Below are 24639 nucleotides of genomic sequence, written 5' to 3' on the forward strand. Positions count from 1 at the left end.
CGGCCTTTTTACTCAGGAGCAACGGATTACAGCAGGCCTTTCGCCTTCGCAACCACGTTATCCACGGTGAAGCCAAACTCTTCGAACAGCTGCTCTGCTGGCGCAGACTCACCGAAGGTGGTCATGCCCACGATAGCGCCGTTCAGGCCCACGTATTTAAACCAGTAGTCGGCGATGCCCGCTTCGATAGCGACGCGTGCACTCACGGCTTTCGGCAGCACGGATTCACGGTAAGCCGCATCCTGCTTGTCGAACGCGTCGGTAGACGGCATGGAAACCACGCGCGCCTTCACGCCTTCAGCGGTCAGTTTTTCATACGCCGCAACCGCCAGCTCAACTTCAGAACCGGTCGCGATGAAGATCAGTTCAGGCTGACCGTCACAATCTTTCAGCACGTAGCCGCCGCGCGCCACGTTAGCCAGCTGCGCTTCAGTACGTTCCTGCTGCGCCAGGTTCTGACGGGAGAGGATCAGCGCGGTCGGGCCGTCATGACGCTCAACGCCGTATTTCCACGCAATCGCGGACTCAACCTGGTCACACGGACGCCATGTGCTCATGTTCGGCGTCACGCGCAGGGAAGCAATCTGCTCTACCGGCTGGTGCGTCGGGCCGTCTTCGCCCAGACCGATAGAGTCGTGGGTGTAGACCATAACCTGACGCTGTTTCATCAGCGCTGCCATACGCACGGCGTTACGCGCGTACTCAACGAACATCAGGAAGGTAGAGGTGTACGGCAGGAAACCACCGTGCAGCGCGATACCGTTCGCGATTGCGGTCATACCAAACTCACGCACGCCGTAGTGAATGTAGTTGCCTGCGGTATCTTCGTTGATCGCTTTTGAACCAGACCAGATGGTCAGGTTAGACGGTGCCAGGTCAGCAGAGCCGCCGAGGAATTCAGGCAGCAGATGGCCAAAGGCTTCGATTGCGTTCTGAGAAGCTTTACGGCTGGCGATTTTCGCCGGGTTAGCCTGCAGCTTAGCGATGAACTCATTCGCTTTCGCATCGAAATCAGACGGCATATCGCCTTTCATACGACGGGTGAACTCAGCCGCTTCCTGAGGGAATGCTTTCGCATAGGCAGCAAACTTGTCGTTCCAGGCGGCTTCTTTCGCTTTGCCTGCTTCTTTGGCATCCCACTGCGCGTAGATGTCAGCCGGGATTTCAAACGGCGCGTATTTCCAACCCAGCGCTTCACGGGTCAGCGCCACTTCGGCTTCGCCCAGCGGGGCACCGTGAGAGTCGTGCGTACCTGCTTTGTTCGGTGAACCGAAGCCGATAACGGTTTTGCACATCAGCAGCGACGGTTTGTCGGTGACTTTACGCGCTTCTTCTACCGCACGTTTAATCGCTTCAGCATCGTGACCGTCGATATCGCGGATCACGTGCCAGTGGTAGGCTTCGAAACGCTTCGCGGTGTCATCGGTGAACCAGCCTTCAACGTGGCCGTCGATGGAGATACCGTTGTCATCATAGAAGGCAATCAGTTTACCCAGCTTCAGGGTACCGGCCAGGGAGCACACTTCGTGAGAAATGCCTTCCATCATGCAGCCATCGCCCATGAATGCATAGGTGAAGTGGTCAACGATGTCGTGACCCGGGCGGTTGAACTGCGCCGCCAGCGTTTTTTCTGCAATAGCCATACCTACGGCGTTTGCAATACCCTGCCCCAGCGGACCGGTGGTGGTCTCAACGCCAGCGGTGTAGCCAACTTCCGGGTGACCCGGCGTTTTGGAGTGCAGCTGACGGAAGTTTTTCAGCTCTTCCATCGGCAGATCGTAACCGGTGAGGTGCAGCAGGCTGTAGATCAGCATGGAGCCGTGGCCGTTAGACAGCACAAAGCGGTCACGGTCAGCCCAGGACGGATTTTGTGGGTTATGGTTCATAAAATCACGCCACAGGACTTCGGCAATGTCAGCCATACCCATCGGGGCACCCGGGTGACCGGATTTGGCTTTCTGTACTGCGTCCATGCTCAGCGCACGAATAGCATTAGCAAGCTCTTTACGTGAGGACATTTTGACTCCAGTTCGGACTGTTGAAGGCCAACCCTAACGCCACGAGGCGCGCACGTTACGGGCTATGCCAGAAAAAAGTGCCAACAATGTAACCTATGCGACAAAGCATGTACATGGAGCATCCTTTTGCGTATTCAGAAATCTCTGGAAGCGGGGTTAAGAAGATGTAATCTCCTCGCCCACAACTCGCGATATTCTTTATACTTAGCCTCACTCTGGCGTCGCAATTCCAGGGCATTTTCCGATAAACGACTTTGGAAGCAATCTTATGAAAAAACGGGCGATGGTTCTGGCTTTTGGCGCAACCTTACTGCTTAGCGGCTGCCAGAATATGGATTCTAATGGCTTATTAAACTCCGGCTCCGGCGCACTGCAGGCGTTCACCCTGAGCGATCAACAGGTACAAGCCTTGAGTGACCAGGCCTGTAAAGATATGGACAGTAAAGCGACCATTGCCCCGGCCGATAGCGCTTATACCCAACGGTTGAATAAAATCGCCGCGGCGCTGGGCGATAACATTAACGGCCAGCCGGTGAACTACAAAGTCTACGTCGCGAAAGACGTCAACGCCTTTGCCATGGCTAACGGCTGTATTCGCGTCTATAGCGGCCTGATGGACTTAATGAACGACAACGAAGTCGAAGCGGTGATCGGCCATGAAATGGGCCACGTTGCGCTCGGCCACGTTAAGAAAGGCATGCAGGTTGCCATTGGCACCAACGCGCTACGCGCGGCGGCGGCCTCAGCGGGCGGTATCGTCGGCAGCCTGTCGCAATCGCAGCTGGGCGATCTCGGCGAGAAGCTGGTGAACTCGCAGTTCTCACAGCGTCAGGAGTCAGAGGCAGACGACTACTCCTATGATTTGCTGCGCAAACGCGGCATTAACCCCACCGGGCTAGCGACCAGCTTCGACAAGCTGTCTAAGCTGGAAGACGGCCGCCAAAGCTCGATGTTCGATGATCACCCGGCAACCCAGGAACGCGCGCAGCACATCCGCGACCGTCTCCAGGCTGACGGCATTAAATAATCATTTTTCCGGGGGGTAATTTTGCCTCCCGGAATAAATAAGATAAAAATAGAATAACTGACTTAACGGCACCAATTGATAACTTAAGCGCACAAACTGTTAAATATGTTCAGATGTCAACCAGGATGAATATATAACGCATCGCGCAACAGACCAAACATTTATACTAGAAACAAACACGGCGATATATTATTTATCTTTCACAAAGGTCATTTGCCGTATTTTTAATTAGTCTATACCTTGCCCACCAGCCCAGCCGCGACGGCTGCCGCTCAACAAAAAAGGCCCAAAACCTATTAATACAATGATTGCTTTTGCGGCTTATTCAGGCGACTATAAAATTGTAACAATACAATTTGACAGTTTATAAACAGAGAAGTTCCCTCCGTGAAAAAGAAATTAACATTAGTTGCCTTAAGTATTATTGCCTCTGCGCCGGCTTTCGCTAGCCAGCAATCTGACAGCCAGGGTTTTATTGACGACAGTCATCTGGATATCTTTTTACGTAACGCCTATATCAAACGCGATTACCGCGATGGCCTGCACGATAAAAGCGAATGGGGTCAGGGCGTTATTGCGACCTTCCAGTCCGGCTTTACCCAGGGCCCAATCGGCTTTGGCGTAGACGGCATCGCCCAGTACGGCGTGCGTCTTGACGGCGGGCGTGGCAACAGCGGCGCGGGTGGTATTGACTTCTTTGCGCAGGATAACGACGGTCGCGCGAAATCCGATCTGGCCAAATTTGGCGCAACCGCCAAAATGCGTTTTTCTAACACCGTGCTGAGCTACGGTAACCAGCGCCCGACGCTGCCCATTCTCTACGCCGACGACTCGCGCCTGCTGTATGAAACCTACACCGGGACGATGCTGACCTCAAAAGAGATCGCCGGTCTGGAAGTTAACGCCGGTTACTTTACCGACGAACAGCGTAAAAGCGACGACAGCCACAACAGCGGTCTGAAAAGCATCACCTTCGGCGGTGCCAGCTATCAGTTCAACGACCAACTGAGCGGCGCGCTGTACGCGTCTCACGTGGAAGATGTCCTGAACAAGCAGTATCTCGGCCTGAACTACGCGCAGCCGTTGAGCGAAAAACAAAAACTGGTCTTCGACTTTAACGGCTATAACTCACGCCTGGAGCAGGAATACGCCGACTCGCTGAACACCGGACGCAGCAACAGCATCTGGAGCCTGGCGACCAGCTACATCTGGGATATTCATACCTTCAAGATCGCCTACCAGCAGAGCAGCGGCAGCACCGGCTATAACTACGGCGGCTATCAGAACCGTGGCGGCGTCGGCGATGGCGGCAACACCATCTGGCTGGCGAACTCCTACTGGTCTGATTTTAACGGCGAAGATGAGCGCTCATGGCAGGCATCCTACGGCCTGGACTTCGGCGGCCTCGGCCTGCCGGGTCTGAGCTGGACCACCGCTTACGTTCGCGGCGATAACATCAAGACGGCTGAGACCAATAACGGTAAAGAGCACGAGTGGTTTAACCAGGTGCAGTACCAGGTTCAGGACGGCCCGGCAAAAGATCTGAAGTTTAAAGTGCGCTACTCGGTGCTGCGTGTGTCCAGCAACGCCAGCGACTATAACGTCAGCGGGAATGAAGTGCGCGTGTACGTCGAGTATCCGTTTAACGCATTCTAACTATTGTAAGACCGCCGGATGGCGGCTAACGCCTTATCCGGCCTACCGTGAAGGGTTCCGTAGGCCGGATAAGGCGTTAGCCGCCATCCGGCACAAACACCGCCTTACTCGCCTTTTTTCGCCGCCTGGATATAGAGCATTTCCAGCGCCAGCGTCGCCGCGGCCAGCGCGGTAATCTCGGACTGGTCATAGGCCGGAGCCACTTCCACCACGTCCATGCCAACGATGTTCAGATCTTTCAGTCCGCGTACCAGTTTAATCGCACGATCGGAGGTCAGACCGCCGATAACCGGCGTGCCGGTACCCGGTGCAAACGCCGGATCCAGGCAGTCGATATCGAAGGTCAGGTAGACCGGCATATCGCCAACAATCTGCTTCACCTGCGCGATGATATCGTCCACGCTGCGATCGTTCACCTGGCCCGCATCCAGCACGGTGAAGCCGTTGTCTTTGTCGAACTCGGTACGAATACCAATCTGTACAGAGTGGTTCGGGTCGATCAGACCTTCGTTCGGCGCGGTGAAGAACATGGTGCCGTGGTCAAACTCGCAGCCGTTAGCGTAGGTGTCGGTGTGGGCATCAAAGTGCACCAACGCCATTTTGCCAAAGTGCTTCGCATGTGCGCGCAGCAGCGGCAACGTCACGAAGTGATCGCCGCCGAAGGAGAGCATACGCTTACCGGCCGCCAGCAGTTTTTCCGCGTGCGCCTGCAGCTTCTCACTCATTTCACGAGCGTCACCGAAGGCATAAACCAGGTCGCCGCAGTCCACCACGTTCAGGCGCTCGCGCATGTCGAAGTTCCACGGGAAGCGGTTATGCTCCCAAGCCAGGTTAGTCGAAACCTGACGAATCGCCGCCGGGCCGTGACGGCCGCCGGCACGACCCGACGTGGCCATATCAAACGGCACGCCGGTGATGACCCAATCCGCATCGCTGTCGTACGGCATGAAGTTCATCGGCAGGCGAAGAAAACCGAACGCGTTGGAAACCAGGGAGTTATCGTACTGATGCCCTAAGGTGCTCATGTGCTGACCTCTTTTAAAATCACTGTAAAAAAAATCCCCTCCGCGTCGTTAGGCCCGACGAGGAAGGGATTGATTTGGTATCTGCATATTTGCGGCAAATTATCGCCGTTATTTTGTACGGATTCAAGCTAGCATCGTCAATGCCGGATGGCGGCTTCGCCTTATCCGGCCTACATCGTAGGCCCGGTAAGCGCAGCGCCACCGGGCCATTACCGTTACTCGTCTTCCAGATAAGTATAGCCGTACAGCCCCGCTTCAAACTCTTCGAGGAACTGCTGTTGCAGCTCAGCGTCGAGATCGGTGTTTTTCACCTGATCGCGGAACTGGGTCAGCAGCGTGTTCGGATCCAGCTGCACGTACTGCAGCATATCCGCCACGGTATCGCCCTCATCGGACAGCTCAACTTCGACGCTGCCGTCAGGGAAGACGAACACGTCCACCGCTTCGGTATCGCCGAACAGGTTGTGCATGTTGCCGAGGATCTCCTGATACGCGCCAACCATGAAGAAGCCCAGCATCGGCGGGTTCTCCGGGTCGTATTCCGGCATCGGCATAGTAGTGGCAATCCCGTCGCCGTCGACGTAGTGGTCGATGGCACCGTCGGAGTCACAGGTAATATCCAGCAGCACCGCGCGGCGCTCCGGCGCCTGGTTCAGCCCTTCCAGCGGCAGCACCGGGAACAGCTGATCGATACCCCACGCATCCGGCATTGACTGGAACAGGGAGAAGTTGACGTAGATCTTATCCGCCATACGTTCCTGCAGCTCGTCGATAATCGGACGGTGCGCACGGTTGCTCGGGTCGAGCTGCTTCTGCACTTCATGACACATGTTCAGGTAAAGCTGTTCGGCCCAGGCACGTTCGTGCAGGCTGAAGGTGCCAGAAGAGTAACCGACGTGCACATCATGCAGATCCATCTGGCTGTCGTGCAGCCATTCACGCAGCGAGCGGCGGTTATCCGGCTCGTGCATCTCTTGCCAGGTTTCCCACATGCTTTGCAGCGCGCGCGGCGCATCGTCAGCCGGCGGCGTGGCTTCGGTGTGTTCGCTACGCTCAACGCCGATAATGTTCGACACCAGCACCGTGTGGTGCGCGGTCACCGCGCGGCCCGACTCGGTGATCACCGTCGGGTGCGGCAGCCCGTGCTCTTCACAGGCATCGCCAATCGCCCAGATGATATTGTTGGCGTATTCGTTCAGGCCGTAGTTCACGGAGCAATCTGACTGTGAGCGGGTCCCTTCGTAGTCCACGCCCAGGCCGCCGCCCACGTCGAAGCACTGAATGTTCACGCCCAACTTGTGCAGCTCAACGTAGAAACGGGCGGATTCACGCACGCCGGTGGCGATATCACGGATGTTCGCCATCTGCGAGCCCAGGTGGAAGTGTAACAGCTGGATGCTGTCCAGACGGCCACGCTCGCGCAGAATTTCCACCAGCTGTAGTACCTGGTTTGCCGCCAGGCCAAATTTAGATTTTTCGCCGCCGGAGGACTGCCATTTACCAGAGCCCTGAGAGGCCAGACGCGCACGCACGCCAAGGCGCGGCACCACGTTCAGACGCTCAGCTTCTTCCAGCACGATGGCAATTTCAGACATCTTCTCGATGACCAGATAGACTTTGTGGCCCATCTTCTCGCCCACCAGCGCCAGACGAATGTATTCACGGTCTTTATAGCCGTTACAGACGATCACGCTGCGGGTCATGCCAGCATGCGCCAGTACCGCCATCAGCTCGGCTTTTGAACCCGCTTCCAGACCCAGCGGCTCACCGGAGTGGATCAGCGACTCAATCACGCGGCGGTGCTGGTTCACCTTAATCGGGTAGACCAGGAAGTAGTCGCCGTTATAGCCGTAAGATTCGCGCGCGCGTTTGAACGCGGCGTTAATCGAACGCAGACGATGCTGCAGGATCTGCGGGAAGCAGAACAGTGCAGGCAGACGCTGCCCCTGCGCTTCACGGGCTTTTACCAACTCGGCGAGGTCAACGCGCGCTTCTGGTACATCCGGGTCCGGGCAGACGCTGATGTGCCCCAGTTCGTTGACGTCGTAGTAGTTATTGCCCCACCAGGCAATGTTGTATGTGCGTAGCATTTTGCTGGCTTCCTGGGAGCTCATCGCAACCTCCTGCATGGAACGTAGTACACCGCGTTCGCCTGCTGACGAAGGCGAATCCAATGAAATGTCGTCAGACATAGCGAACCTCAATTATTTATACCAAGTGTAAAACAGTTAACTACTATCGCAGCGTAACGTTGCGATAACAACCCATAAACAGCCCGCCGAGACAGCAGAACATGCTGACGCGCCGACTGTGCGACCGGTTTCTTATTCATATCATTGTAAAACACGCACCTGAACCCGGTATGACGGTTCAGCGAAACCACGAGAAAACCCTTGCCGTAACAAGAGCGCCCTTGTTCAGTCTTCCGTTACCTACCGGCTCTGGAGTCCTGAGAAGCGCCGAAATGGGTATAACATCGGCTGGTATGCAAAGTAGAAATGGGGGTTGCGGGGAACATGCTCGCGCCAGGACGGCACGATAGAATCAGCAGAATACAACGGTTCATTATCTCGTATCACCTCCACGGCCGCCTCGTAAGACGAACCTTTAAGCCAAAGCAGTGTTTTAGCCCGGCTGGAAGTGGCGACACGAGGAAAACGTCGTGTGCTTTTTGGTATGAGCCGCGCGCGGCGTTTTATACCGAGAACCCACCCAAAAAGCAAAATATAAATGTGGGCATTGCCAACACTGTCAGGAAAAATTTCCATCTCATTGAGCAGCAGAATGGGAGCCCAATCAAAAAAAACTGGCAAAGAGGTGAAGAAGTAACCTAGAATAGCCATCCAGATGTTAATCCATCTATACCGATTAACACTCAGACTGCCAGTGACAGTCATCTATTCGTCTGTGGTATAATCCGCCACCGTGACTATGCAGCACAACAGTTTGAGCTAACCAAATTCCTATTGGGTGAAATTTAATATGGCAAAACACCTTTTTACGTCCGAGTCTGTATCTGAAGGGCATCCTGACAAAATCGCAGACCAAATTTCCGACGCCGTGCTGGACGCCATCCTCGAGCAGGATCCGAAAGCCCGCGTAGCGTGTGAAACCTACGTCAAAACCGGTATGGTGCTGGTCGGCGGTGAAATCACCACCAGCGCATGGGTTGATATCGAAGAGATCACCCGTAACACCGTTCGCGAAATTGGCTATGTGCATTCTGATATGGGCTTTGATGCCAACTCTTGTGCCGTACTGAGCGCGATTGGCAAGCAGTCTCCAGACATCAACCAGGGCGTTGACCGTGCCGATCCGCTGGAACAGGGCGCGGGCGACCAGGGCCTGATGTTTGGCTATGCCACCAACGAAACCGACGTGCTGATGCCAGCGCCAATCACCTACGCCCACCGTCTGGTGCAGCGTCAGGCAGAAGTGCGTAAAAACGGCACCCTGCCGTGGCTGCGCCCGGACGCGAAAAGCCAGGTTACCTTCCAGTACGACGACGGTAAAGTGGTCGGTATTGATGCGGTAGTCCTGTCAACCCAGCACGCTGAAAGCATTGATCAAAAATCACTGCAGGAAGCGGTGATGGAAGAGATCATCAAGCCGGTTCTGCCGACCGAATGGCTGAATGCGTCAACCAAATTCTTTATCAACCCGACCGGCCGTTTTGTTATCGGTGGCCCAATGGGCGACTGCGGCCTGACCGGTCGTAAAATCATCGTTGATACCTACGGCGGCATGGCTCGCCACGGCGGCGGCGCGTTCTCCGGTAAAGATCCATCAAAAGTGGACCGTTCCGCAGCCTATGCCGCACGCTATGTGGCAAAAAACATCGTTGCGGCTGGCCTGGCTGATCGCTGTGAGATTCAGGTTTCTTACGCTATCGGCGTAGCAGAACCGACCTCCATTATGGTGGAAACCTTCGGTACCGAGAAAGTGCCTGCAGAACAGCTGATTGGGCTGGTACGCGAGTTCTTCGACCTGCGTCCATACGGCCTGATTCAGATGCTGGACCTGCTGCACCCGATCTACAAAGAGACGGCTGCGTACGGTCACTTCGGTCGCGAAACCTTCCCGTGGGAAAAAACCGACAAAGCCGCGCAGCTGCGCGAAGCAGCCGGTCTGAAATAATCCCAGCCCCCCTTTTCCAGAAGCCAGCCTCGCGCTGGCTTTTTTTATGTCTGTAACCTGCATACCGTACGCTCGGTTACATTCTCAGACAATTTAATGAAAGCGATTACACACACATACCCATGGCTGGTAAAGCCCTCAATACCCTCAATGAAACGACCTTTCATTTTATTGCGCTGTGTTTCAGTAAAATCTTATTATCGTGATTTCCCTCTCAGCCAAATCAAATCTATCGTTATGATTTTATTTAAATTTAACCATTAAATAACATAAACACCAGTGTAACCGATTACACAGTCGTGATTGTTATCACATTTTTTTACCTCACAGTCTCCTACCCTAAGCATCGATAGAATCAATGACTCATTTGGAGAGCATCATGCCTAACAATAAAAAACAGGGTCGCTCGAACAAGACAATGACCTTCTTTGTCTGCTTCCTGGCGGCGCTGGCCGGACTGCTGTTCGGCCTTGATATCGGCGTTATTGCCGGTGCCCTACCGTTTATTACGACCGATTTTCAGCTGAGCTCGCATACGCAGGAATGGGTTGTCAGCTCCATGATGTTCGGTGCCGCCGTCGGCGCCGTCGGCAGCGGCTGGCTCTCCTTCAAGCTGGGCCGTAAAAAAAGCCTGATGATCGGGGCGATCCTGTTCGTTGCCGGTTCGCTATTCTCCGCCGCCGCGCCAAACGTTGAAGTACTGCTGATTTCCCGCGTTCTGCTGGGGCTGGCGGTGGGCGTGGCCTCTTACACCGCGCCGCTGTACCTGTCTGAAATTGCACCGGAAAAAATCCGCGGCAGCATGATTTCCATGTACCAACTGATGATCACCATCGGGATTCTCGGCGCGTACCTGTCGGATACCGCATTCAGCTACAGCGGCGCATGGCGCTGGATGCTAGGCGTTATCATCATTCCGGCGATTCTGCTGCTGATCGGCGTGATCTTCCTGCCGGACAGCCCGCGTTGGTTCGCCGCGAAACGACGCTTTAACGACGCTGAACGTGTGCTGATGCGTCTGCGTGATACCAGCGCCGAGGCCAAACGTGAGCTTGATGAAATTCGTGAAAGCCTGAAGGTAAAACAGAGCGGTTGGGCGTTATTCAAAGAAAACAGCAACTTCCGTCGCGCGGTGTTCCTCGGCGTACTGCTGCAGGTGATGCAGCAGTTCACCGGCATGAACGTCATCATGTACTACGCGCCGAAAATCTTTGAACTGGCGGGCTACACCAACACCACCGAACAGATGTGGGGGACGGTCATCGTCGGCCTGACCAACGTGCTGGCCACCTTTATCGCCATCGGTCTGGTTGATCGCTGGGGTCGTAAGCCAACCCTTATTCTTGGCTTTATCGTTATGGCCGTCGGTATGGGCGTACTGGGCTCAATGATGCACGTCGGCATCCACTCAGCAGTGGCGCAGTACGTCGCCGTCCTGATGCTGTTGATGTTCATCGTCGGCTTTGCGATGAGCGCCGGTCCGCTGATTTGGGTACTGTGTTCTGAAATCCAGCCGCTGAAAGGCCGTGATTTCGGTATCACCTGCTCTACCGCCACCAACTGGATTGCGAACATGATCGTCGGGGCCACCTTCCTGACCATGCTGAACTCACTCGGCAGCGCCAACACCTTCTGGGTTTACGGCGGTCTGAACGTGCTGTTCATCTTCCTGACCCTGTGGCTGATTCCGGAAACCAAAAACGTCTCTCTGGAACACATTGAACGTAACCTGATGCAGGGCCGTCCGCTGCGCGAAATTGGCGCTCGCGACTAACCTGAACAACGCTTCCTCCCGCCAGGGAGGAAGCTTCTTCTTGCGCCCCCCCGCTTCTCGCTCTATTCTCAGCCGTTATGAAAACCCCTCGAATTCCTATCGCAATCCAGCAAAACATCATGCGCAGCCTGCGAGAAAAACTCGCTCAGGCCAACCAGGCGCTGGGCCGCAATTACCCGGAGCCAAAGCTGGTTTACCAACAGCGCGGTACGTCGGCGGGCACCGCCTGGCTTCAGCAGTATGAAATTCGCCTCAATCCGGTGTTGTTACAGGAAAACCAGCAGGCGTTTATTGATGAAGTGGTGCCGCACGAGCTGGCGCACCTGCTGGTCTGGAAACACTTTGGCCGCGTCGCGCCGCACGGCAAAGAGTGGAAGTGGATGATGGAAAGCGTGCTCGGCGTACCGGCGCGTCGTACCCATCAGTTCGAGCTGGAGTCCGTGCGCAAAAATACCTTCCCCTACCGCTGCCGCTGCCAGCGGCACCAGCTCACCGTGCGTCGGCATAACCGCGTGCTGCGTGGTGAAGCCACCTACCGCTGTGTACACTGCGGCGAGCCATTAGTTGCAGAAATGTAACCACCGGAAATAACAGGAAGTTTTCCGTTCTAACTGATTGCATCTGACAACCACATTCGTTACGTTGCGGGCTCGTTTTGAGATGGAGTTCGTGATGTACCGTAATGTGTCTTTAGCCGCCGCGTTTCTGGCAGCGGCACTCTCCGGCCAGGCTATGGCCGAAGGGATCAACAGTTTCTCCCAGGCGAAAAGCGCCGGCGTTAAGATCAATAACGATGTCCCCGGCGACTTCTACTGCGGCTGCAAAATTAACTGGCAGGGGAAAAAAGGCGTTATCGATCTGGAATCGTGTGGCTACAAAGTGCGTAAAAATGAGAACCGCGCCAGCCGCGTCGAATGGGAGCACGTCGTTCCTGCATGGCAGTTTGGCCATCAGCGCCAGTGCTGGCAGGACGGCGGCAGAAAAAACTGCGCCAAAGATCCGGAATATCGCAAGATGGAAAGCGATATGCATAACCTGCAGCCCGCCGTGGGCGAGGTGAACGGCGACCGCGGTAACTTTATGTACGGACAGTGGAACGGCGGCGAGGGCCAGTACGGTCAGTGCGCGATGAAAGTCGATTTCAAAGAAAAAGTGGCCGAGCCGCCGGAGCGCTCACGCGGTGCGATTGCGCGTATCTACTTCTATATGCGCGATCAATATCATCTGACGCTTTCCCGTCAACAGACCCAGTTGTTCAACGCGTGGGATAAAATGTATCCGGTCAGCGCCTGGGAGTGCGAACGCGACCAGCGCATCGCCAAAGTACAGGGCAATCATAATCCTTATGTGCTGCAGGCTTGCCAGGCGCAAAAGAGCTAACCTACACTAGCGACAATCGTTAATTTGCTCCAGCCCTCTCCCGGCGGAGGGGGCATACAGCCACAGATGGAAGTCAGACTTATGCGTATCCCTCGCATCTACCACCCGGAACCTCTTACCGTCGGCGCGCAGATTGCGCTTTGCGAAGATGCCGCCAACCACGTTGGCCGCGTCCTGCGGATGGGTAAAGGCCAGGCCGTACAGCTGTTTGACGGCAGTAACCAGCTGTTTGAGGCCGTCATTACCGACGCCAGCAAGAAAAATGTGATGGTGGATGTCCAGAGCGCGACGATGGACAATCGTGAATCGCCTATCCATATTCACCTGGGCCAGGTGATGTCGCGAGGCGATAAAATGGAATTCACCATCCAGAAATCGATTGAACTGGGTGTAAGCCTCATTACGCCACTTTTTTCCGAGCGCTGCGGCGTTAAACTGGACGCCGAACGCCTGAATAAAAAAATTCAGCAGTGGCAGAAGATCGCCATCGCCGCCTGCGAGCAGTGCGGCCGTAACGTCGTGCCGGAAATTCGCCCGGCAATGGACGTTGAAGACTGGTGCGCCGAGCAGGATGATGCGCTGAAGCTCAACCTGCACCCGCGCGCGAGCGCCAGCATCAATACGCTGCCGCTGCCGGTGGAGCGCGTACGCCTGTTGATTGGCCCGGAAGGCGGCCTGTCCGCCGATGAAATTGCCATGACCGCTCGCTACCAGTTTACTGATATTCTGTTAGGGCCTCGCGTTCTGCGCACAGAGACTACCGCACTCACCGCCATTACCGCACTGCAGGTGCGCTTTGGCGACCTGGGTTAAAGGAGAACAATAATGATCAAGCTCGGCATCGTGATGGATCCCATCGCAAGCATTAACATCAAGAAAGACACCAGCTTCGCTATGCTGCTGGAGGCACAACGTCGCGGCTACGAACTCCACTATATGGAGATGAACGATCTGTATCTGATCAACGGCGAGTCGCACGCCCGTACGCGTCTGCTGAGCGTCGAGCAGAACTACGACAAATGGTACGAATTCGGTCATGAGCAGGAAATTAAGCTCGCCGATCTCGACGTGATTCTGATGCGTAAGGATCCGCCATTCGACACCGAATTCATCTATGCCACCTATATTCTTGAGCGCGCTGAAGAGAAAGGTACGCTGATCGTCAACAAGCCGCAGAGCCTGCGCGACTGTAACGAGAAGCTGTTCACCGCGTGGTTCGCCGACCTGACGCCGGAAACGCTGGTCACCCGTAATAAAGCCCAGCTGAAAGCGTTCTGGGAAAAACACGGTGACATCATCATGAAGCCGCTGGACGGCATGGGCGGCGCCTCAATCTTCCGCGTGAAGGAAGGCGATCCGAACATTGGCGTCATTGCCGAAACCCTGACCGAGCTTGGCAGCCGCTACTGCATGGCGCAGAACTACCTGCCGGCAATTAAAGACGGCGACAAACGCGTGCTGGTGATCGACGGTGAGCCGGTACCGTACTGCCTCGCGCGTATTCCGCAGGGTGGCGAAACCCGCGGTAACCTGGCCGCCGGCGGCCGCGGCGAGCCACGCCCGTTAAGCGAGAGCGACTGGGCTATCGCCCGTAAAGTCGGCCCGACGCTGAAGGAGAAAGGGCTTATCTTCGTCGGTCTGGATATTATCGGCGATCGTCTGACGGAAATTAACGTCACCAGCCCAACCTGCGTGCGGGAAATTGAAGCGGAATATCCGATTTCTATCACCGGTATGCTGATGGACGCCATCGAAAAACGTCTGCAAAAATAAGACGTTGTTTGAAGACGGCGGGAGGGATCCCGCCGCCAGCCGGGCGTTGTGCCCTGCGTATACGCAGGCTAGCCTGGTGACAGCGGTCCGCTTTCCCCTCATACTGGGCGCTGCTGCTTTTTGAAACAGGACAAGAACCTCTGATAATGAATTTACAGCATCATTTTCTTATTGCTATGCCATCCCTTCAGGATCCTATCTTCCGCCGTTCCGTAGTCTACATCTGCGAATACAACGACGACGGTGCGATGGGCATCATCATTAACAAGCCGCTGGAAAATTTACAGGTCGAAGGCATCCTCGAAAAGCTGAAGATCGCTCCGGAGCCCCGCGATCCGTCCATTCGTCTGGATAAGCCCGTTATGCTCGGAGGCCCGCTGGCGGAAGATCGTGGTTTTATCCTGCATACGCCGCCGGACTCGTTCTCATCCAGTATCCGTATTTCCGACAATACAATTGTCACCACCTCACGTGACGTACTGGAAACCCTTGGCACTGAACGCCAGCCGTCTGAAGTGCTGGTTGCCTTAGGCTACGCCTCGTGGGAAAAAGGCCAGCTGGAGCAGGAGATCCTCGATAACGCTTGGCTAACCGCTCCGGCCGATTTCAATATCCTGTTTAAAACTCCGATTAGCGAGCGCTGGAAAGAAGCAGCGAAGCTGATTGGCATTAATATCCTGACCATGTCAGGCGCTGCGGGGCACGCGTAATGAGTGGCACACTGCTGGCTTTTGATTTTGGTACGCGCAGCATCGGCGTGGCGATTGGCCAACGTATTACCGGCACGGCCCGTCCGCTCGCCGCCATTAAGGCGCAGGACGGTACGCCCGACTGGAATATCATTGCTCGCCTGCTTAAGGAATGGCAGCCTGAAACGGTTATCGTCGGACTGCCGCTGAATATGGACGGCACCGAACAGCCGCTGACCGCTCGCGCACGTAATTTTGCCAATAAAATTCACGGCCGCTTTGGCGTGCCAATTACGCTGCACGATGAACGTCTGAGCACCGTCGAGGCGCGTGCCGGGCTGTTTGAACACGGGGGATTTAGGGCGTTGAATAAAGGCAGCGTAGATTCCGCCTCCGCCGTGGTGATTCTGGAAAGTTATTTCGAGCAGGGTTACTAACAAACAGGCAGCCCCGGGAATGATTCCCGGGAGCACACCAGAATAGCTATCTCGCCAATCAGTGACGCAGATTTTCGTTCGCCCAGCTCACTGCCTGGGTTCTGTTCTTCACGCTTAATTTGCGGAAAACATTATACAGATGCGTACGTACTGTATTTTCACTAATAAACAATGCACGCGCGATATCCATATTGGTCGCACCGTGACGTAATTCATTAAGAATTTCACATTCACGCTCGGTCAGCGGTACGCTATCGTGATTTTCCGGAGTATGTTCAACGGCATACATTGCCGGATGCATCACGCTCAATTCAGCCGTCTGCTCGCCATTCAGCACCGCTTTGACGCCCTCAATTAAGCGCGATTCTTCGTCGTCATGACGGAATACGCCATACAGCGCTGGCCATTGTGCCATTTCGTACAATTCATACTTCTGCGCGCTATTAATAATCAACAGACGCGGGGCATCAAACTGGGTGCGGATAATATCGCGCCAGATGCCATTCAGCTTTTTGTTGGAAACAGCAATATCAAACAATACCACGGCACCTTTACTCAGGCGCTGAACCAGCGGCTTGTTGATATTATGAACATCAACAGAAACTGACAGTAATTCAGTAAGATAGTTTGCAAACGCGTTTGCTTGTACTGACGGGTGGGTGATTAAGATAATCTTGCGGGAATTAGATACACTCTCAGTTACTTCAAACATTTCGAAACTCTCCATAGTCTATATCCACCATCATGGTGATTTAATAAGTCAAAGCAAAGGCAAACCTAATACCATTAGCAATTAAAACCAACCAGTCCAGGAAAACCTATTTCATAAGATTAGTCCTAATTACATAAACAGGATAGAACGAAGACCTTAGAAGTGTCAAAAGAATATCAACCTTTTTTTGTAAGCCTACGCAACATAATGTAATCGACAAATTACAAACAAAACATACCGATGGCTTACGCGCAAAAATCGTATTAGAATAAATGTCGTAGGAAGTTTTTCTTCCGCCTTATAAAACATCACCCGATAATCACAAAAAAATACATTCCGGCAACAACGAAAAAAGTAATATTTACAAATTTAAAAAACTGACGGTTGAATAATTAATCAGTTAGCCAGAAATAAAACAGCCATCACATTATTTAATATTCCAATGTGATAGCTGAAAATAAATATTTCCGAATTCATCTGTACAAAAATAACCAGAAGATCGTGCTACGCAGGACTATACGCGCTTTCTCTCACGATAACATCCCCGCCTTAACTCGCTGTTGATAGCTTTGGCTGAAGGTCTGCATGCCGCTTTGCAACCCGGTCTGCATCACACCTGCTATCTGGTGCGTTTTCCCTTCGCGAATGAGATTACCCACCGCCGGCGTGTTAATCAGCATTTCAAACAGCGCGACGCGCCCGCCGCGATTGTCCGGCTGCAGCTTTTGCGCCAGCACCGCGCAGAGGCTGCTGGCCAGCTGATTGCGCACGGGCTCTTTTTCCTGTGCAGGGAACACGTCCACCAGCCGCTCTATGGCCTGTGCCGCGCCGCGCGTATGCAGCGTTGCCAGCACCAGGTGCCCGGTTTCCGCCGCCGTCAGCGCCAGACGAATGGTTTCGCTATCGCGCAGCTCACCCAGCAGAATCACATCCGGATCCTGACGTAGTGCGACTCGCAGCGCATCGGCAAAAGACGCGGCGTGCTCACCGACCTCGCGCTGGTGAATCAGACACCCCTCGCTGGTATGCAGAAACTCAACCGGGTCTTCCAGCGTCAAAATATGCCCGGCCTGATGATGATTAAGGTAATCCACCATCGCCGCCAGCGTGGTGGATTTTCCGCTGCCCGTCGCCCCGGTCACCAGAATCAGCCCGCTCTCCTCCTGTAGCATCTCCGCTAACGCCACCGGCGGATGCAGTTCGTCAAGCGTAGGGCAGCGCGTCGGCAGTATGCGCAGCACCAGCGAGACACCGCCGCTGTGGGCAAACGCACTGGCACGCAGGCGCGGGCAGCCGGTCAGCGACAGTGAAAAATCAAGCTGTCGCTGCCGCAGCCACGTCTGTTGCTGGCTTTCACTTAGCCAGCCGTCCATTAGCACGCCGAGATGCGGGGCGCTAAACGGCGCTATTTCCAGCTTACCCGCCCTACGCCAGCGCGCGTTTCCACTGCTACATAGGTGTAGATCGGACACGTTATGCTTTACACTAAGCGTCACGATTTCTTGTATATCCATAGACCCACCAGCCCATATGAACGATATTGCGCATAACCTGGCACAGGTCAGGGAGAAAATCTCAGCGGCAGCAGCGCGCTGCGGCCGGGATTCAGAAGAAGTAACGCTGCTTGCAGTCAGTAAAACGAAACCTGCGAGCGCCGTCGAAGAAGCCGTTGCCGCGGGCCAGACCGCGTTCGGCGAAAACTATGTTCAGGAAGGGGTAGAAAAAATCCTCCACTTCCGCGAGCAGGGAATCACCTCGCTGCAATGGCACTTTATCGGCCCGCTGCAGTCCAACAAAAGTCGCCTGGTTGCCGAGCACTTCGACTGGTGCCATACCGTGGACCGGCTGAAGATTGCCGTGCGTTTAAGCGAGCAGCGCCCGGCCGACCTACCGCCGCTCAACGTGCTGATTCAAATCAACATCAGCGATGAGCAAAGTAAATCCGGTATTGCGCTGGAATCGCTGGACGCGCTGGCAGCCGACATCGCCGCGCTGCCGAATGTTCGTCTGCGCGGCCTGATGGCCATTCCCGCGCCGGAAAAAGAGTACGACCGGCAGTTTGCCGTCGCTCGCCAAATGGCGGTAGCATTTGCGCGACTGAAAGCAGACTACCCGACCGTAGACACCCTCTCTCTGGGCATGTCTGACGACATGGAAGCCGCTGTTGCGGCAGGTAGTACAATGGTACGCATTGGCACCGCGATTTTTGGTGCGCGTGATTACACAAAAAAATAAGGAACCCCAAGGAACGCCATGAAGACGTTGACCTTCCTGCTCTCTACAGTGATTGAACTGTACACAATGGTGCTGCTGCTCCGCGTCTGGATGCAGTGGGCGCGCTGTGACTTTTACAACCCGTTCTCGCAGTTCGTGGTGAAGATCACGCAGCCCATTGTTGGTCCGCTGCGCCGTATCATTCCGCCGATGGGGCCGCTGGACAGCGCCTCTGTGCTGCTGGCATTTATCCTGTGCGTAATAAAAGCTATCGTGCTGTTTATGGTCATCACCTTCCAGCCGATCATCTGGATCTCTGCGGTGCTCATTCTGCTCAAGACCATCGGTCTGCTGATCTTCTGGGTTCTGCTGCTGATGGCCATCATGAGCTGGGTCAGCCAGGGACGTAGCCCGGTTGAGTTCGTGCTGATGCAGCTTGCTGAACCGCTGCTGCGCCCGATTCGCCGTCTGCTGCCGTCGATGGGGGGCATTGATTTCTCGCCGATGGTGCTGGTGCTGCTGCTGTACGTTATCAATATGGGCATTGCTGAAGTCCTGCAAGCCACCGGCAACATGCTGCTGCCAGGACTGTGGATGGCGTTATGAGTGCCGTGACACTCTGCGATGACGGGCTGGTGCTGCGGCTGTACATTCAGCCAAAGGCCAGCCGGGACGCAATTGTTGGGGTTCATGGCGACGAATTAAAAGTCGCCATTACCGCCCCGCCCGTGGATGGGCAGGCCAATGCCCATCTGGTGAAGTACCTCGCCAAACAGTTTAAGGTCGCCAAAAGCCAGGTCATCATTGAGAAAGGTGAACTGGGGCGGCATAAACAGGTTAAAATTATTCATCCGCAACAAATCCCATCGGGCGTCGACGCCCTGACACATTAGGATATCCCATGCAAAAAGTTGTCCTCGCGACCGGTAACGCCGGTAAAGTGCGCGAGCTTGCCGCGCTGCTCGGCGATTTTGGTCTTGATATCGTCGCTCAGACCGAGCTTGGCGTGGAGTCCGCCGAGGAAACCGGGCTGACCTTTATTGAAAACGCCATTCTCAAGGCGCGTCACGCTGCGCAGGTGACCGGCTTACCGGCCATTGCCGATGATTCCGGGCTGGCGGTCGATGCGCTCGGCGGCGCACCGGGCATTTACTCCGCACGCTATTCCGGCATCGACGCCAGCGACCAGCAGAACCTGGAAAAGCTGCTGGAAACGCTCAAAGACGTGCCGGACGACCAGCGTCAGGCGCAGTTCCACTGCGTGCTGGTGTATCTGCGCCACGCGGAAGATCCCACGCCGCTGGTGTGCCACGGCCGCTGGCCGGGCGTCATTACCCGTTCGCCGGCGGGTCAGGGTGGCTTCGGCTACGATCCGATTTTCTTCGTCCCGTCGGAAGGTAAAACCGCCGCCGAGCTCACCCGTGAAGAGAAAATCGCCATCTCCCACCGCGGTCAGGCGCTGAAACAGTTACTGGAAGCGATGCGCAATGGTTAATCTGCCGCCGCTGAGTCTTTACATTCATATCCCGTGGTGCGTGCAGAAATGCCCGTACTGCGACTTCAATTCGCACGCGCTCAAGGGCGAAGTGCCGCACGATGACTATGTGCAGCATCTGCTCAACGATTTAGACGCTGACGTCGCCTATGCGCAGGGACGTGAAGTGAAGACCATTTTCATCGGCGGCGGGACGCCGAGCCTGCTCTCCGGCCCGGCGATGCAGGCCCTGCTGGACGGCGTTCGCGCACGTCTGCCGCTGGCCGCTGACGTGGAGATTACCATGGAAGCCAACCCGGGCACCGTCGAAGCCGACCGCTTTGTCGAATACCAACGGGCGGGCGTGAACCGTATCTCCATCGGCGTTCAAAGCTTTAGCGAAACCAAGCTCCAGCGTCTGGGCCGAATTCATGGGCCGGAAGAAGCCAAACGCGCCGCGCATCTGGCGAGCGGGCTTGGGCTACGCAGCTTTAACCTCGACCTGATGCACGGCTTGCCGGATCAGTCGCTGGAAGAAGCGCTCAGCGACCTGCGCCAGGCCATCGAGCTGTCGCCACCGCACCTTTCCTGGTATCAGTTGACCATCGAGCCGAACACTCTGTTCGGTTCACGCCCGCCGGTGCTGCCGGACGATGACGACCTGTGGGATATCTTCGAGCAGGGGCATCGCCTGCTGACCGCCGCAGGTTATCAGCAGTATGAAACCTCGGCCTACGCGAAGCCGGGCTATCAGTGCCAGCACAATCTCAACTACTGGCGTTTTGGCGACTATCTGGGCATTGGCTGCGGCGCGCACGGCAAAGTGACGTTCCCGGACGGCCGTATTCTGCGCACGGCGAAAACCCGCCATCCGCGCGGCTATATGGAAGGGCGCTACCTTGAACGCCAGCACGATGTTGAAAATGCCGATAAACCGTTCGAGTTCTTTATGAACCGCTTCCGTCTGCTGGAGCCGGCTCCGCGTGCAGAGTTCAAGGCCTACACGGGCCTTAACGAGCAGGTGATTCGCCCGCAGCTTGATGAGGCGCTCGCGCAAGGCTATCTGACCGAGTGCAACCAGTACTGGCAGATTACTGAACACGGCAAGCTCTTCCTCAACTCGCTGCTGGAACTGTTCCTCAACGAATAAGTTCAAATATATTTCGCCATTAATTCATAATGGCGAAATATATAACATCGTCTTTTCCGAGCAATAACCAAAATACTTCCCGAACAATTCTAACGCTAATATTTAATAGAAATATTAATAGCTAATTACACATACCCCATAAATATAATACAGCGCACAAAAACCGCATTTAATGCGTAGATAATTTAAAAGTGTGAGAGGGATAGCGTAAAGATGTCTGACAACCAGGATAATATGTCATACAGAAAATACAGCTATACCCATAGATATAAACCACCATAATAAATGTGCATGGAGCCTATTAATGAAATCTCTCACTTTTCGCAAAACGCTGATCTGTGCCTCACTTTTTGCCTTACTCTCTGCCGGAGTCAGCGCCGCTGAAAAAGTCACGCTGAAGCTGGCGCATAACCTCGAGCGCAGCCACGTCGTTCACCAGGCATTTGAGGAAATGGCCAAAGAGGTCAAGCAGTTATCAGACGGCAAAATGACCATTCGTATTTATCCCAGCAGCCAGATGGGCAGCGCTCGTGAAACCATGGAACTGCTACAAAACGGCGCACTCGATTTAACCAAGGGGTCAGCCAGCGATCTTGAATCCTTCGATAACGTCTATGCCATTTATAACCTGCCTTTCTTATTTAAAGACCAGGCGCATTTTAATAAAGTGGTATTTGGCGACGTTGGCAAAGAAATAATGGAGTCGACAAAAGATAAAGGATTCTTTGCGCTTTCCGCCTATGTTGCCGGCACCCGCAGCTTTTATGCGAAAAAACCGATTACCAAACCAGAAGATTTAAAAGGCTTAAAAATTCGCGTCCAGGCCAGCCCAACGACGCTGAAAATGATTGAATTAATGGGCGGCTCGCCGACGCCAATTTCTTTCGGTGAAGTCTATACCGCAATGCAGCAGGGGGTGGTTGACGGCGCGGAAAATAACGTCCCGTCCTGGGTGCAAACGCGTCATATTGAAATAGCCAAGGTCTTCTCTGAAGACGAGCACGCCTCTATTCCCGATTTCCTGGTCATCTCGACCAAAACGTGGGACAAGCTGACCCCGGAGCAACAGCAGATTCTGATGAAGGCCGCCAAAGCCTCAGAAACCTACCAGCAGAAGCTGTGGGACAAAATTGACGCCGATACCCGTGCACAGGCGAAAGCCATGGGCGGTGAAATCGTGAAGGTCGACAAAGCGCCGTTCCGCGCCGCCGTTCAGCCGCTGTTCGACGATTTCAAGAAAGATCCAAAACAGGCCGCGCTGCTGGCCAAATTTGAAGCCGCCGCAGAATAACCGCCCTGCGGGCCAGCCTCTGGCCCGCGTTCACCAGGATACTAAACGATGATTTTTACCCGCACTAAACAGGCGGTGGACCGCGCGATCGCCGCGTTTTCCATCGCGGTCATGGTGGCGCTGGTCGTCTGCGTCGTCTGGCAGGTGTTCAGCCGCTACGTGTTAAACCAGCCCAGTACCCTCACCGACGAGCTGGCGCGTTTTCTGATGATTTGGGTCGGCCTGCTCGGCGCAGCCTATACCGTTGGCGCCCAGCGCCATCTGGCCATCGACCTGCTGGCCATGACGCTCAAGCCGCGTAAGCAAACGCTGTTGGGCGTGGTGATTAACCTGCTGATTTTTATCTTCTCTGGCTCGGTGATCGTCACCGGCGGCCTGAAGCTAATCGCGAAAACGCTGGCCACCGCGCAGGTCTCTGCGGCGATGCAAATTCCGATGGGCTACGTCTATCTGATCCTGCCGCTGTCCGGCCTCATTATGATGTTCTACGCCCTTTGGTTTATCGCCAATGGCCTGCTTAGCCTGAAACAAACCGCGGAAGGAGCGTGTTAATGGACGGGTATATCGCACTCACGCTGTTCGGCGCCTTCTTCGTACTGGTGTTTATTGGCGTGCCTATTTCATTTTCTATCGGGATCGCGACCGTCGCCTCGATGCTGCTGATGTTCCCCTGGGATATCGCCGTCATCACCGTTTCTCAGCGCCTGGCCAACGGCCTGGACAACTTTGCCCTGCTGGCGATTCCATTCTTCATTTTTGCCGGTACACTGATGAACAGCGGGGGGATCGCCATACGCTTGATTAACCTCGCGCAGGTGATGGTCGGCCGCGTGCCCGGTTCGCTGGGCCACGTTAACGTGCTGGCCAATATGATGTTCGGCTCGATTTCAGGGTCTGCGGTTGCGGCGGCGGCGGCCGTCGGTGGCACCCTGCATCCTATCCAGACCAAGAAGGGCTATGACCCGGCGTTTTCCACTGCGGTGAACGTTTCATCGTGCATTACCGGGCTGCTTATCCCGCCCTCCAACGTGCTGATCGTCTTCTCCCTTACCGCAGGCGGCGTTTCGGTCGCATCGCTGTTTATGGCGGGCTACCTGCCGGGCATTCTGATGGGCCTGTCGATCATGGTGGTTTGCGCCATCATCGCCAAACGTCGCGGCTATCCCGTGTCGGAACGCCCGACCTGCGCCCAGGCGGCAAAAGCATTCCTTGATGCGCTGCCGAGCCTGCTGCTGGTGCTTATCGTAATGGGTGGCATTCTGGGGGGGATCTTCACCGCCACGGAAGCCTCGGCTATTGCCGTGGTCTACACCTTTATCCTGTCGGTCATCATCTACCGTGAGGTGAAATGGCGCGATCTGCCGAAGCTGATTTTAGAGTCGGTGGTCACAACCTCCATCGTGCTGCTGCTGATTGGTTTCTCCGTCGGCATGTCGTGGGCGATGACCAACGCGGATATTCCCTACATGATCAGCGACACGCTGATGGGGATCTCCGAGAATCCGCTGGTGATCCTTCTGCTTATTAATATCGTGCTGTTGATCGTCGGTATTTTTATGGACATGACGCCGGCGGTGCTGATCTTTACGCCGATCTTCCTGCCGATTGCCCAGGACCTGGGGATGGACCCGGTACATTTCGGCATCATGATGGTGGCTAACCTGTGTATCGGCCTGCTCACGCCGCCGGTCGGCAGCGCGCTGTTTGTCGGCTGCTCGATCTCCGGTGTGAAAATTCAGCAGCTGATTAAACCGCTGCTGCCGTTCTACGCCGCCCTGCTGGTTGCGCTGATGATGATTGCCTACATCCCGCAGATTTCGCTGTTCATTCCGCAACTGCTGGGGCTGATGTAATTCCAGGAAATAACCCGGCCGAGCGCAGC

25 protein-coding genes are annotated in these 24639 nt (G+C 55.1%); 18 read left to right on the plus strand and 7 right to left on the minus strand.

The window, feature by feature from the left end; genetic code table 11:
- Positions 1-26: 26 nt before the first annotated feature.
- Positions 27-2018 carry a transketolase gene (gene tkt / locus V6942_RS02660; protein ID WP_106925725.1) on the minus strand — a complete coding sequence of 664 codons (1992 nt, stop codon included), beginning with the start codon at positions 2016-2018 and terminating at the stop codon, positions 27-29.
- Positions 2019-2286: 268 nt separating this feature from the next.
- On the opposite strand from tkt, the gene V6942_RS02665 reads away from it, so the two are divergent.
- Entirely contained in the window at positions 2287-3045 is a 759-nt protein-coding gene (locus V6942_RS02665) for a M48 family metallopeptidase (RefSeq protein ID WP_182967051.1), read from the plus strand.
- Between the two features lie 387 nt (positions 3046-3432).
- Positions 3433-4701 carry an OprD family porin gene (locus V6942_RS02670; protein WP_106925721.1) on the plus strand — a complete coding sequence of 423 codons (1269 nt, stop codon included), beginning with the start codon at positions 3433-3435 and terminating at the stop codon, positions 4699-4701.
- Positions 4702-4805: 104 nt separating this feature from the next.
- Here V6942_RS02670 and speB read toward each other — a convergent pair whose 3' ends face one another.
- The 4 genes from speB to V6942_RS23395 all read right to left on the minus strand — a co-directional run bounded on the left by speB (position 4806) and on the right by V6942_RS23395 (position 8292).
- Positions 4806-5726 (minus strand): agmatinase, encoded by a 921-nt coding sequence (gene speB / locus V6942_RS02675; RefSeq protein WP_062772945.1) that lies wholly within the window; start codon positions 5724-5726, stop codon positions 4806-4808.
- A gap of 215 nt (positions 5727-5941) precedes the next feature.
- Positions 5942-7918, minus strand: a complete 1977-nt coding sequence (speA, locus tag V6942_RS02680) for a biosynthetic arginine decarboxylase (protein ID WP_106925719.1) — start codon at positions 7916-7918, stop codon at positions 5942-5944.
- Between the two features lie 8 nt (positions 7919-7926).
- On the minus strand, positions 7927-8058 hold the full coding sequence (yqgB, locus tag V6942_RS02685; protein WP_146145709.1) for an acid stress response protein YqgB: 132 nt from the start codon (positions 8056-8058) through the stop codon (positions 7927-7929).
- A 96-nt stretch (positions 8059-8154) separates the two neighbouring features.
- Positions 8155-8292 carry a hypothetical protein gene (locus V6942_RS23395; protein ID WP_420107829.1) on the minus strand — a complete coding sequence of 46 codons (138 nt, stop codon included), beginning with the start codon at positions 8290-8292 and terminating at the stop codon, positions 8155-8157.
- Positions 8293-8708: 416 nt separating this feature from the next.
- Between V6942_RS23395 and metK the strand changes: the two genes are divergently transcribed.
- The 8 genes from metK to ruvX all read left to right on the plus strand — a co-directional run bounded on the left by metK (position 8709) and on the right by ruvX (position 15916).
- The gene (gene metK, locus V6942_RS02695) at positions 8709-9863 is read left to right on the plus strand and encodes a methionine adenosyltransferase (RefSeq protein ID WP_106925716.1); all 1155 of its coding nucleotides are present in this window, start codon (positions 8709-8711) and stop codon (positions 9861-9863) included.
- Positions 9864-10242: 379 nt separating this feature from the next.
- Positions 10243-11637, plus strand: coding sequence for a sugar porter family MFS transporter (locus V6942_RS02700; RefSeq protein ID WP_106925714.1), 1395 nt, complete (start codon positions 10243-10245; stop codon positions 11635-11637).
- Positions 11638-11714: 77 nt separating this feature from the next.
- Positions 11715-12215 (plus strand): SprT family zinc-dependent metalloprotease, encoded by a 501-nt coding sequence (locus tag V6942_RS02705; protein ID WP_333500791.1) that lies wholly within the window; start codon positions 11715-11717, stop codon positions 12213-12215.
- Between the two features lie 94 nt (positions 12216-12309).
- Positions 12310-13017 carry a deoxyribonuclease I gene (endA, locus tag V6942_RS02710; RefSeq protein WP_182930044.1) on the plus strand — a complete coding sequence of 236 codons (708 nt, stop codon included), beginning with the start codon at positions 12310-12312 and terminating at the stop codon, positions 13015-13017.
- An 81-nt stretch (positions 13018-13098) separates the two neighbouring features.
- Complete coding sequence (gene rsmE / locus V6942_RS02715) at positions 13099-13830, plus strand: 16S rRNA (uracil(1498)-N(3))-methyltransferase (protein ID WP_106925708.1); 732 nt, start codon at positions 13099-13101, stop codon at positions 13828-13830.
- 12 nt (positions 13831-13842) lie between these two features.
- On the plus strand, positions 13843-14790 hold the full coding sequence (gene gshB, locus V6942_RS02720) for a glutathione synthase (RefSeq protein WP_106925706.1): 948 nt from the start codon (positions 13843-13845) through the stop codon (positions 14788-14790).
- A gap of 146 nt (positions 14791-14936) precedes the next feature.
- Entirely contained in the window at positions 14937-15500 is a 564-nt protein-coding gene (locus tag V6942_RS02725) for a YqgE/AlgH family protein (protein ID WP_106925704.1), read from the plus strand.
- Positions 15500-15916 (plus strand): Holliday junction resolvase RuvX, encoded by a 417-nt coding sequence (ruvX, locus tag V6942_RS02730; protein WP_064542651.1) that lies wholly within the window; start codon positions 15500-15502, stop codon positions 15914-15916. Before V6942_RS02725 ends, ruvX begins: the two co-directional genes overlap by 1 nt.
- A gap of 58 nt (positions 15917-15974) precedes the next feature.
- On the opposite strand, the gene V6942_RS02735 is transcribed toward ruvX, so the two are convergent.
- Positions 15975-16628 carry a LuxR C-terminal-related transcriptional regulator gene (locus tag V6942_RS02735; RefSeq protein WP_106925702.1) on the minus strand — a complete coding sequence of 218 codons (654 nt, stop codon included), beginning with the start codon at positions 16626-16628 and terminating at the stop codon, positions 15975-15977.
- A 530-nt stretch (positions 16629-17158) separates the two neighbouring features.
- Positions 17159-18142 carry a type IV pilus twitching motility protein PilT gene (locus tag V6942_RS02740; RefSeq protein ID WP_106925700.1) on the minus strand — a complete coding sequence of 328 codons (984 nt, stop codon included), beginning with the start codon at positions 18140-18142 and terminating at the stop codon, positions 17159-17161.
- 16 nt (positions 18143-18158) lie between these two features.
- Between V6942_RS02740 and V6942_RS02745 the strand changes: the two genes are divergently transcribed.
- From V6942_RS02745 to V6942_RS02780, 8 genes are all read left to right on the plus strand, one after another.
- Positions 18159-18863 (plus strand): YggS family pyridoxal phosphate-dependent enzyme, encoded by a 705-nt coding sequence (locus V6942_RS02745; RefSeq protein ID WP_106925698.1) that lies wholly within the window; start codon positions 18159-18161, stop codon positions 18861-18863.
- 18 nt (positions 18864-18881) lie between these two features.
- Positions 18882-19448, plus strand: a complete 567-nt coding sequence (locus V6942_RS02750; protein ID WP_106925696.1) for a YggT family protein — start codon at positions 18882-18884, stop codon at positions 19446-19448.
- Entirely contained in the window at positions 19445-19735 is a 291-nt protein-coding gene (gene yggU / locus V6942_RS02755) for a DUF167 family protein YggU (protein WP_106925694.1), read from the plus strand. Before V6942_RS02750 ends, yggU begins: the two co-directional genes overlap by 4 nt.
- Before the next feature lie 8 nt (positions 19736-19743).
- On the plus strand, positions 19744-20337 hold the full coding sequence (locus V6942_RS02760; RefSeq protein WP_333500792.1) for an XTP/dITP diphosphatase: 594 nt from the start codon (positions 19744-19746) through the stop codon (positions 20335-20337).
- On the plus strand, positions 20330-21466 hold the full coding sequence (gene hemW / locus V6942_RS02765; protein ID WP_106925690.1) for a radical SAM family heme chaperone HemW: 1137 nt from the start codon (positions 20330-20332) through the stop codon (positions 21464-21466). The genes V6942_RS02760 and hemW overlap by 8 nt, the downstream gene beginning before the upstream one ends.
- Positions 21467-21770: 304 nt before the next feature.
- On the plus strand, positions 21771-22757 hold the full coding sequence (locus V6942_RS02770) for a TRAP transporter substrate-binding protein (RefSeq protein ID WP_106925688.1): 987 nt from the start codon (positions 21771-21773) through the stop codon (positions 22755-22757).
- A gap of 48 nt (positions 22758-22805) precedes the next feature.
- Positions 22806-23309 (plus strand): TRAP transporter small permease, encoded by a 504-nt coding sequence (locus tag V6942_RS02775; protein WP_106925686.1) that lies wholly within the window; start codon positions 22806-22808, stop codon positions 23307-23309.
- Entirely contained in the window at positions 23309-24610 is a 1302-nt protein-coding gene (locus V6942_RS02780; protein ID WP_106925684.1) for a TRAP transporter large permease, read from the plus strand. The genes V6942_RS02775 and V6942_RS02780 overlap by 1 nt, the downstream gene beginning before the upstream one ends.
- Positions 24611-24639: the final 29 nt, after the last annotated feature.

Origin of the sequence: Kluyvera genomosp. 2 (assembly GCF_036759865.1) — a bacterium.
Classification (GTDB): domain Bacteria; phylum Pseudomonadota; class Gammaproteobacteria; order Enterobacterales; family Enterobacteriaceae; genus Kluyvera; species Kluyvera ascorbata_B.

Bases quoted from the DNA above. Each gene is read 5' to 3' on its own strand.
- ruvX (WP_064542651.1), top strand. From the start codon at position 15,500: ATGAGTGGCACACTGCTGGCTTTTGATTTTGGTACGCGCAGCATCGGC.
- speB (WP_062772945.1), bottom strand. From the start codon at position 5,726: ATGAGCACCTTAGGGCATCAGTACGATAACTCCCTGGTTTCCAACGCG.
- tkt (WP_106925725.1), bottom strand. From the start codon at position 2,018: ATGTCCTCACGTAAAGAGCTTGCTAATGCTATTCGTGCGCTGAGCATG.
- V6942_RS02725 (WP_106925704.1), top strand. From the start codon at position 14,937: ATGAATTTACAGCATCATTTTCTTATTGCTATGCCATCCCTTCAGGAT.
- V6942_RS02760 (WP_333500792.1), top strand. From the start codon at position 19,744: ATGCAAAAAGTTGTCCTCGCGACCGGTAACGCCGGTAAAGTGCGCGAG.
- V6942_RS02705 (WP_333500791.1), top strand. From the start codon at position 11,715: ATGAAAACCCCTCGAATTCCTATCGCAATCCAGCAAAACATCATGCGC.
- V6942_RS02775 (WP_106925686.1), top strand. From the start codon at position 22,806: ATGATTTTTACCCGCACTAAACAGGCGGTGGACCGCGCGATCGCCGCG.
- V6942_RS02700 (WP_106925714.1), top strand. From the start codon at position 10,243: ATGCCTAACAATAAAAAACAGGGTCGCTCGAACAAGACAATGACCTTC.
- V6942_RS02740 (WP_106925700.1), bottom strand. From the start codon at position 18,142: ATGGATATACAAGAAATCGTGACGCTTAGTGTAAAGCATAACGTGTCC.
- endA (WP_182930044.1), top strand. From the start codon at position 12,310: ATGTACCGTAATGTGTCTTTAGCCGCCGCGTTTCTGGCAGCGGCACTC.
- yqgB (WP_146145709.1), bottom strand. From the start codon at position 8,058: ATGAATAAGAAACCGGTCGCACAGTCGGCGCGTCAGCATGTTCTGCTG.
- V6942_RS23395 (WP_420107829.1), bottom strand. From the start codon at position 8,292: ATGAACCGTTGTATTCTGCTGATTCTATCGTGCCGTCCTGGCGCGAGC.
- gshB (WP_106925706.1), top strand. From the start codon at position 13,843: ATGATCAAGCTCGGCATCGTGATGGATCCCATCGCAAGCATTAACATC.
- speA (WP_106925719.1), bottom strand. From the start codon at position 7,918: ATGTCTGACGACATTTCATTGGATTCGCCTTCGTCAGCAGGCGAACGC.
- metK (WP_106925716.1), top strand. From the start codon at position 8,709: ATGGCAAAACACCTTTTTACGTCCGAGTCTGTATCTGAAGGGCATCCT.
- V6942_RS02745 (WP_106925698.1), top strand. From the start codon at position 18,159: ATGAACGATATTGCGCATAACCTGGCACAGGTCAGGGAGAAAATCTCA.
- rsmE (WP_106925708.1), top strand. From the start codon at position 13,099: ATGCGTATCCCTCGCATCTACCACCCGGAACCTCTTACCGTCGGCGCG.
- V6942_RS02770 (WP_106925688.1), top strand. From the start codon at position 21,771: ATGAAATCTCTCACTTTTCGCAAAACGCTGATCTGTGCCTCACTTTTT.
- V6942_RS02665 (WP_182967051.1), top strand. From the start codon at position 2,287: ATGAAAAAACGGGCGATGGTTCTGGCTTTTGGCGCAACCTTACTGCTT.
- V6942_RS02750 (WP_106925696.1), top strand. From the start codon at position 18,882: ATGAAGACGTTGACCTTCCTGCTCTCTACAGTGATTGAACTGTACACA.
- V6942_RS02735 (WP_106925702.1), bottom strand. From the start codon at position 16,628: ATGTTTGAAGTAACTGAGAGTGTATCTAATTCCCGCAAGATTATCTTA.
- V6942_RS02780 (WP_106925684.1), top strand. From the start codon at position 23,309: ATGGACGGGTATATCGCACTCACGCTGTTCGGCGCCTTCTTCGTACTG.
- hemW (WP_106925690.1), top strand. From the start codon at position 20,330: ATGGTTAATCTGCCGCCGCTGAGTCTTTACATTCATATCCCGTGGTGC.
- yggU (WP_106925694.1), top strand. From the start codon at position 19,445: ATGAGTGCCGTGACACTCTGCGATGACGGGCTGGTGCTGCGGCTGTAC.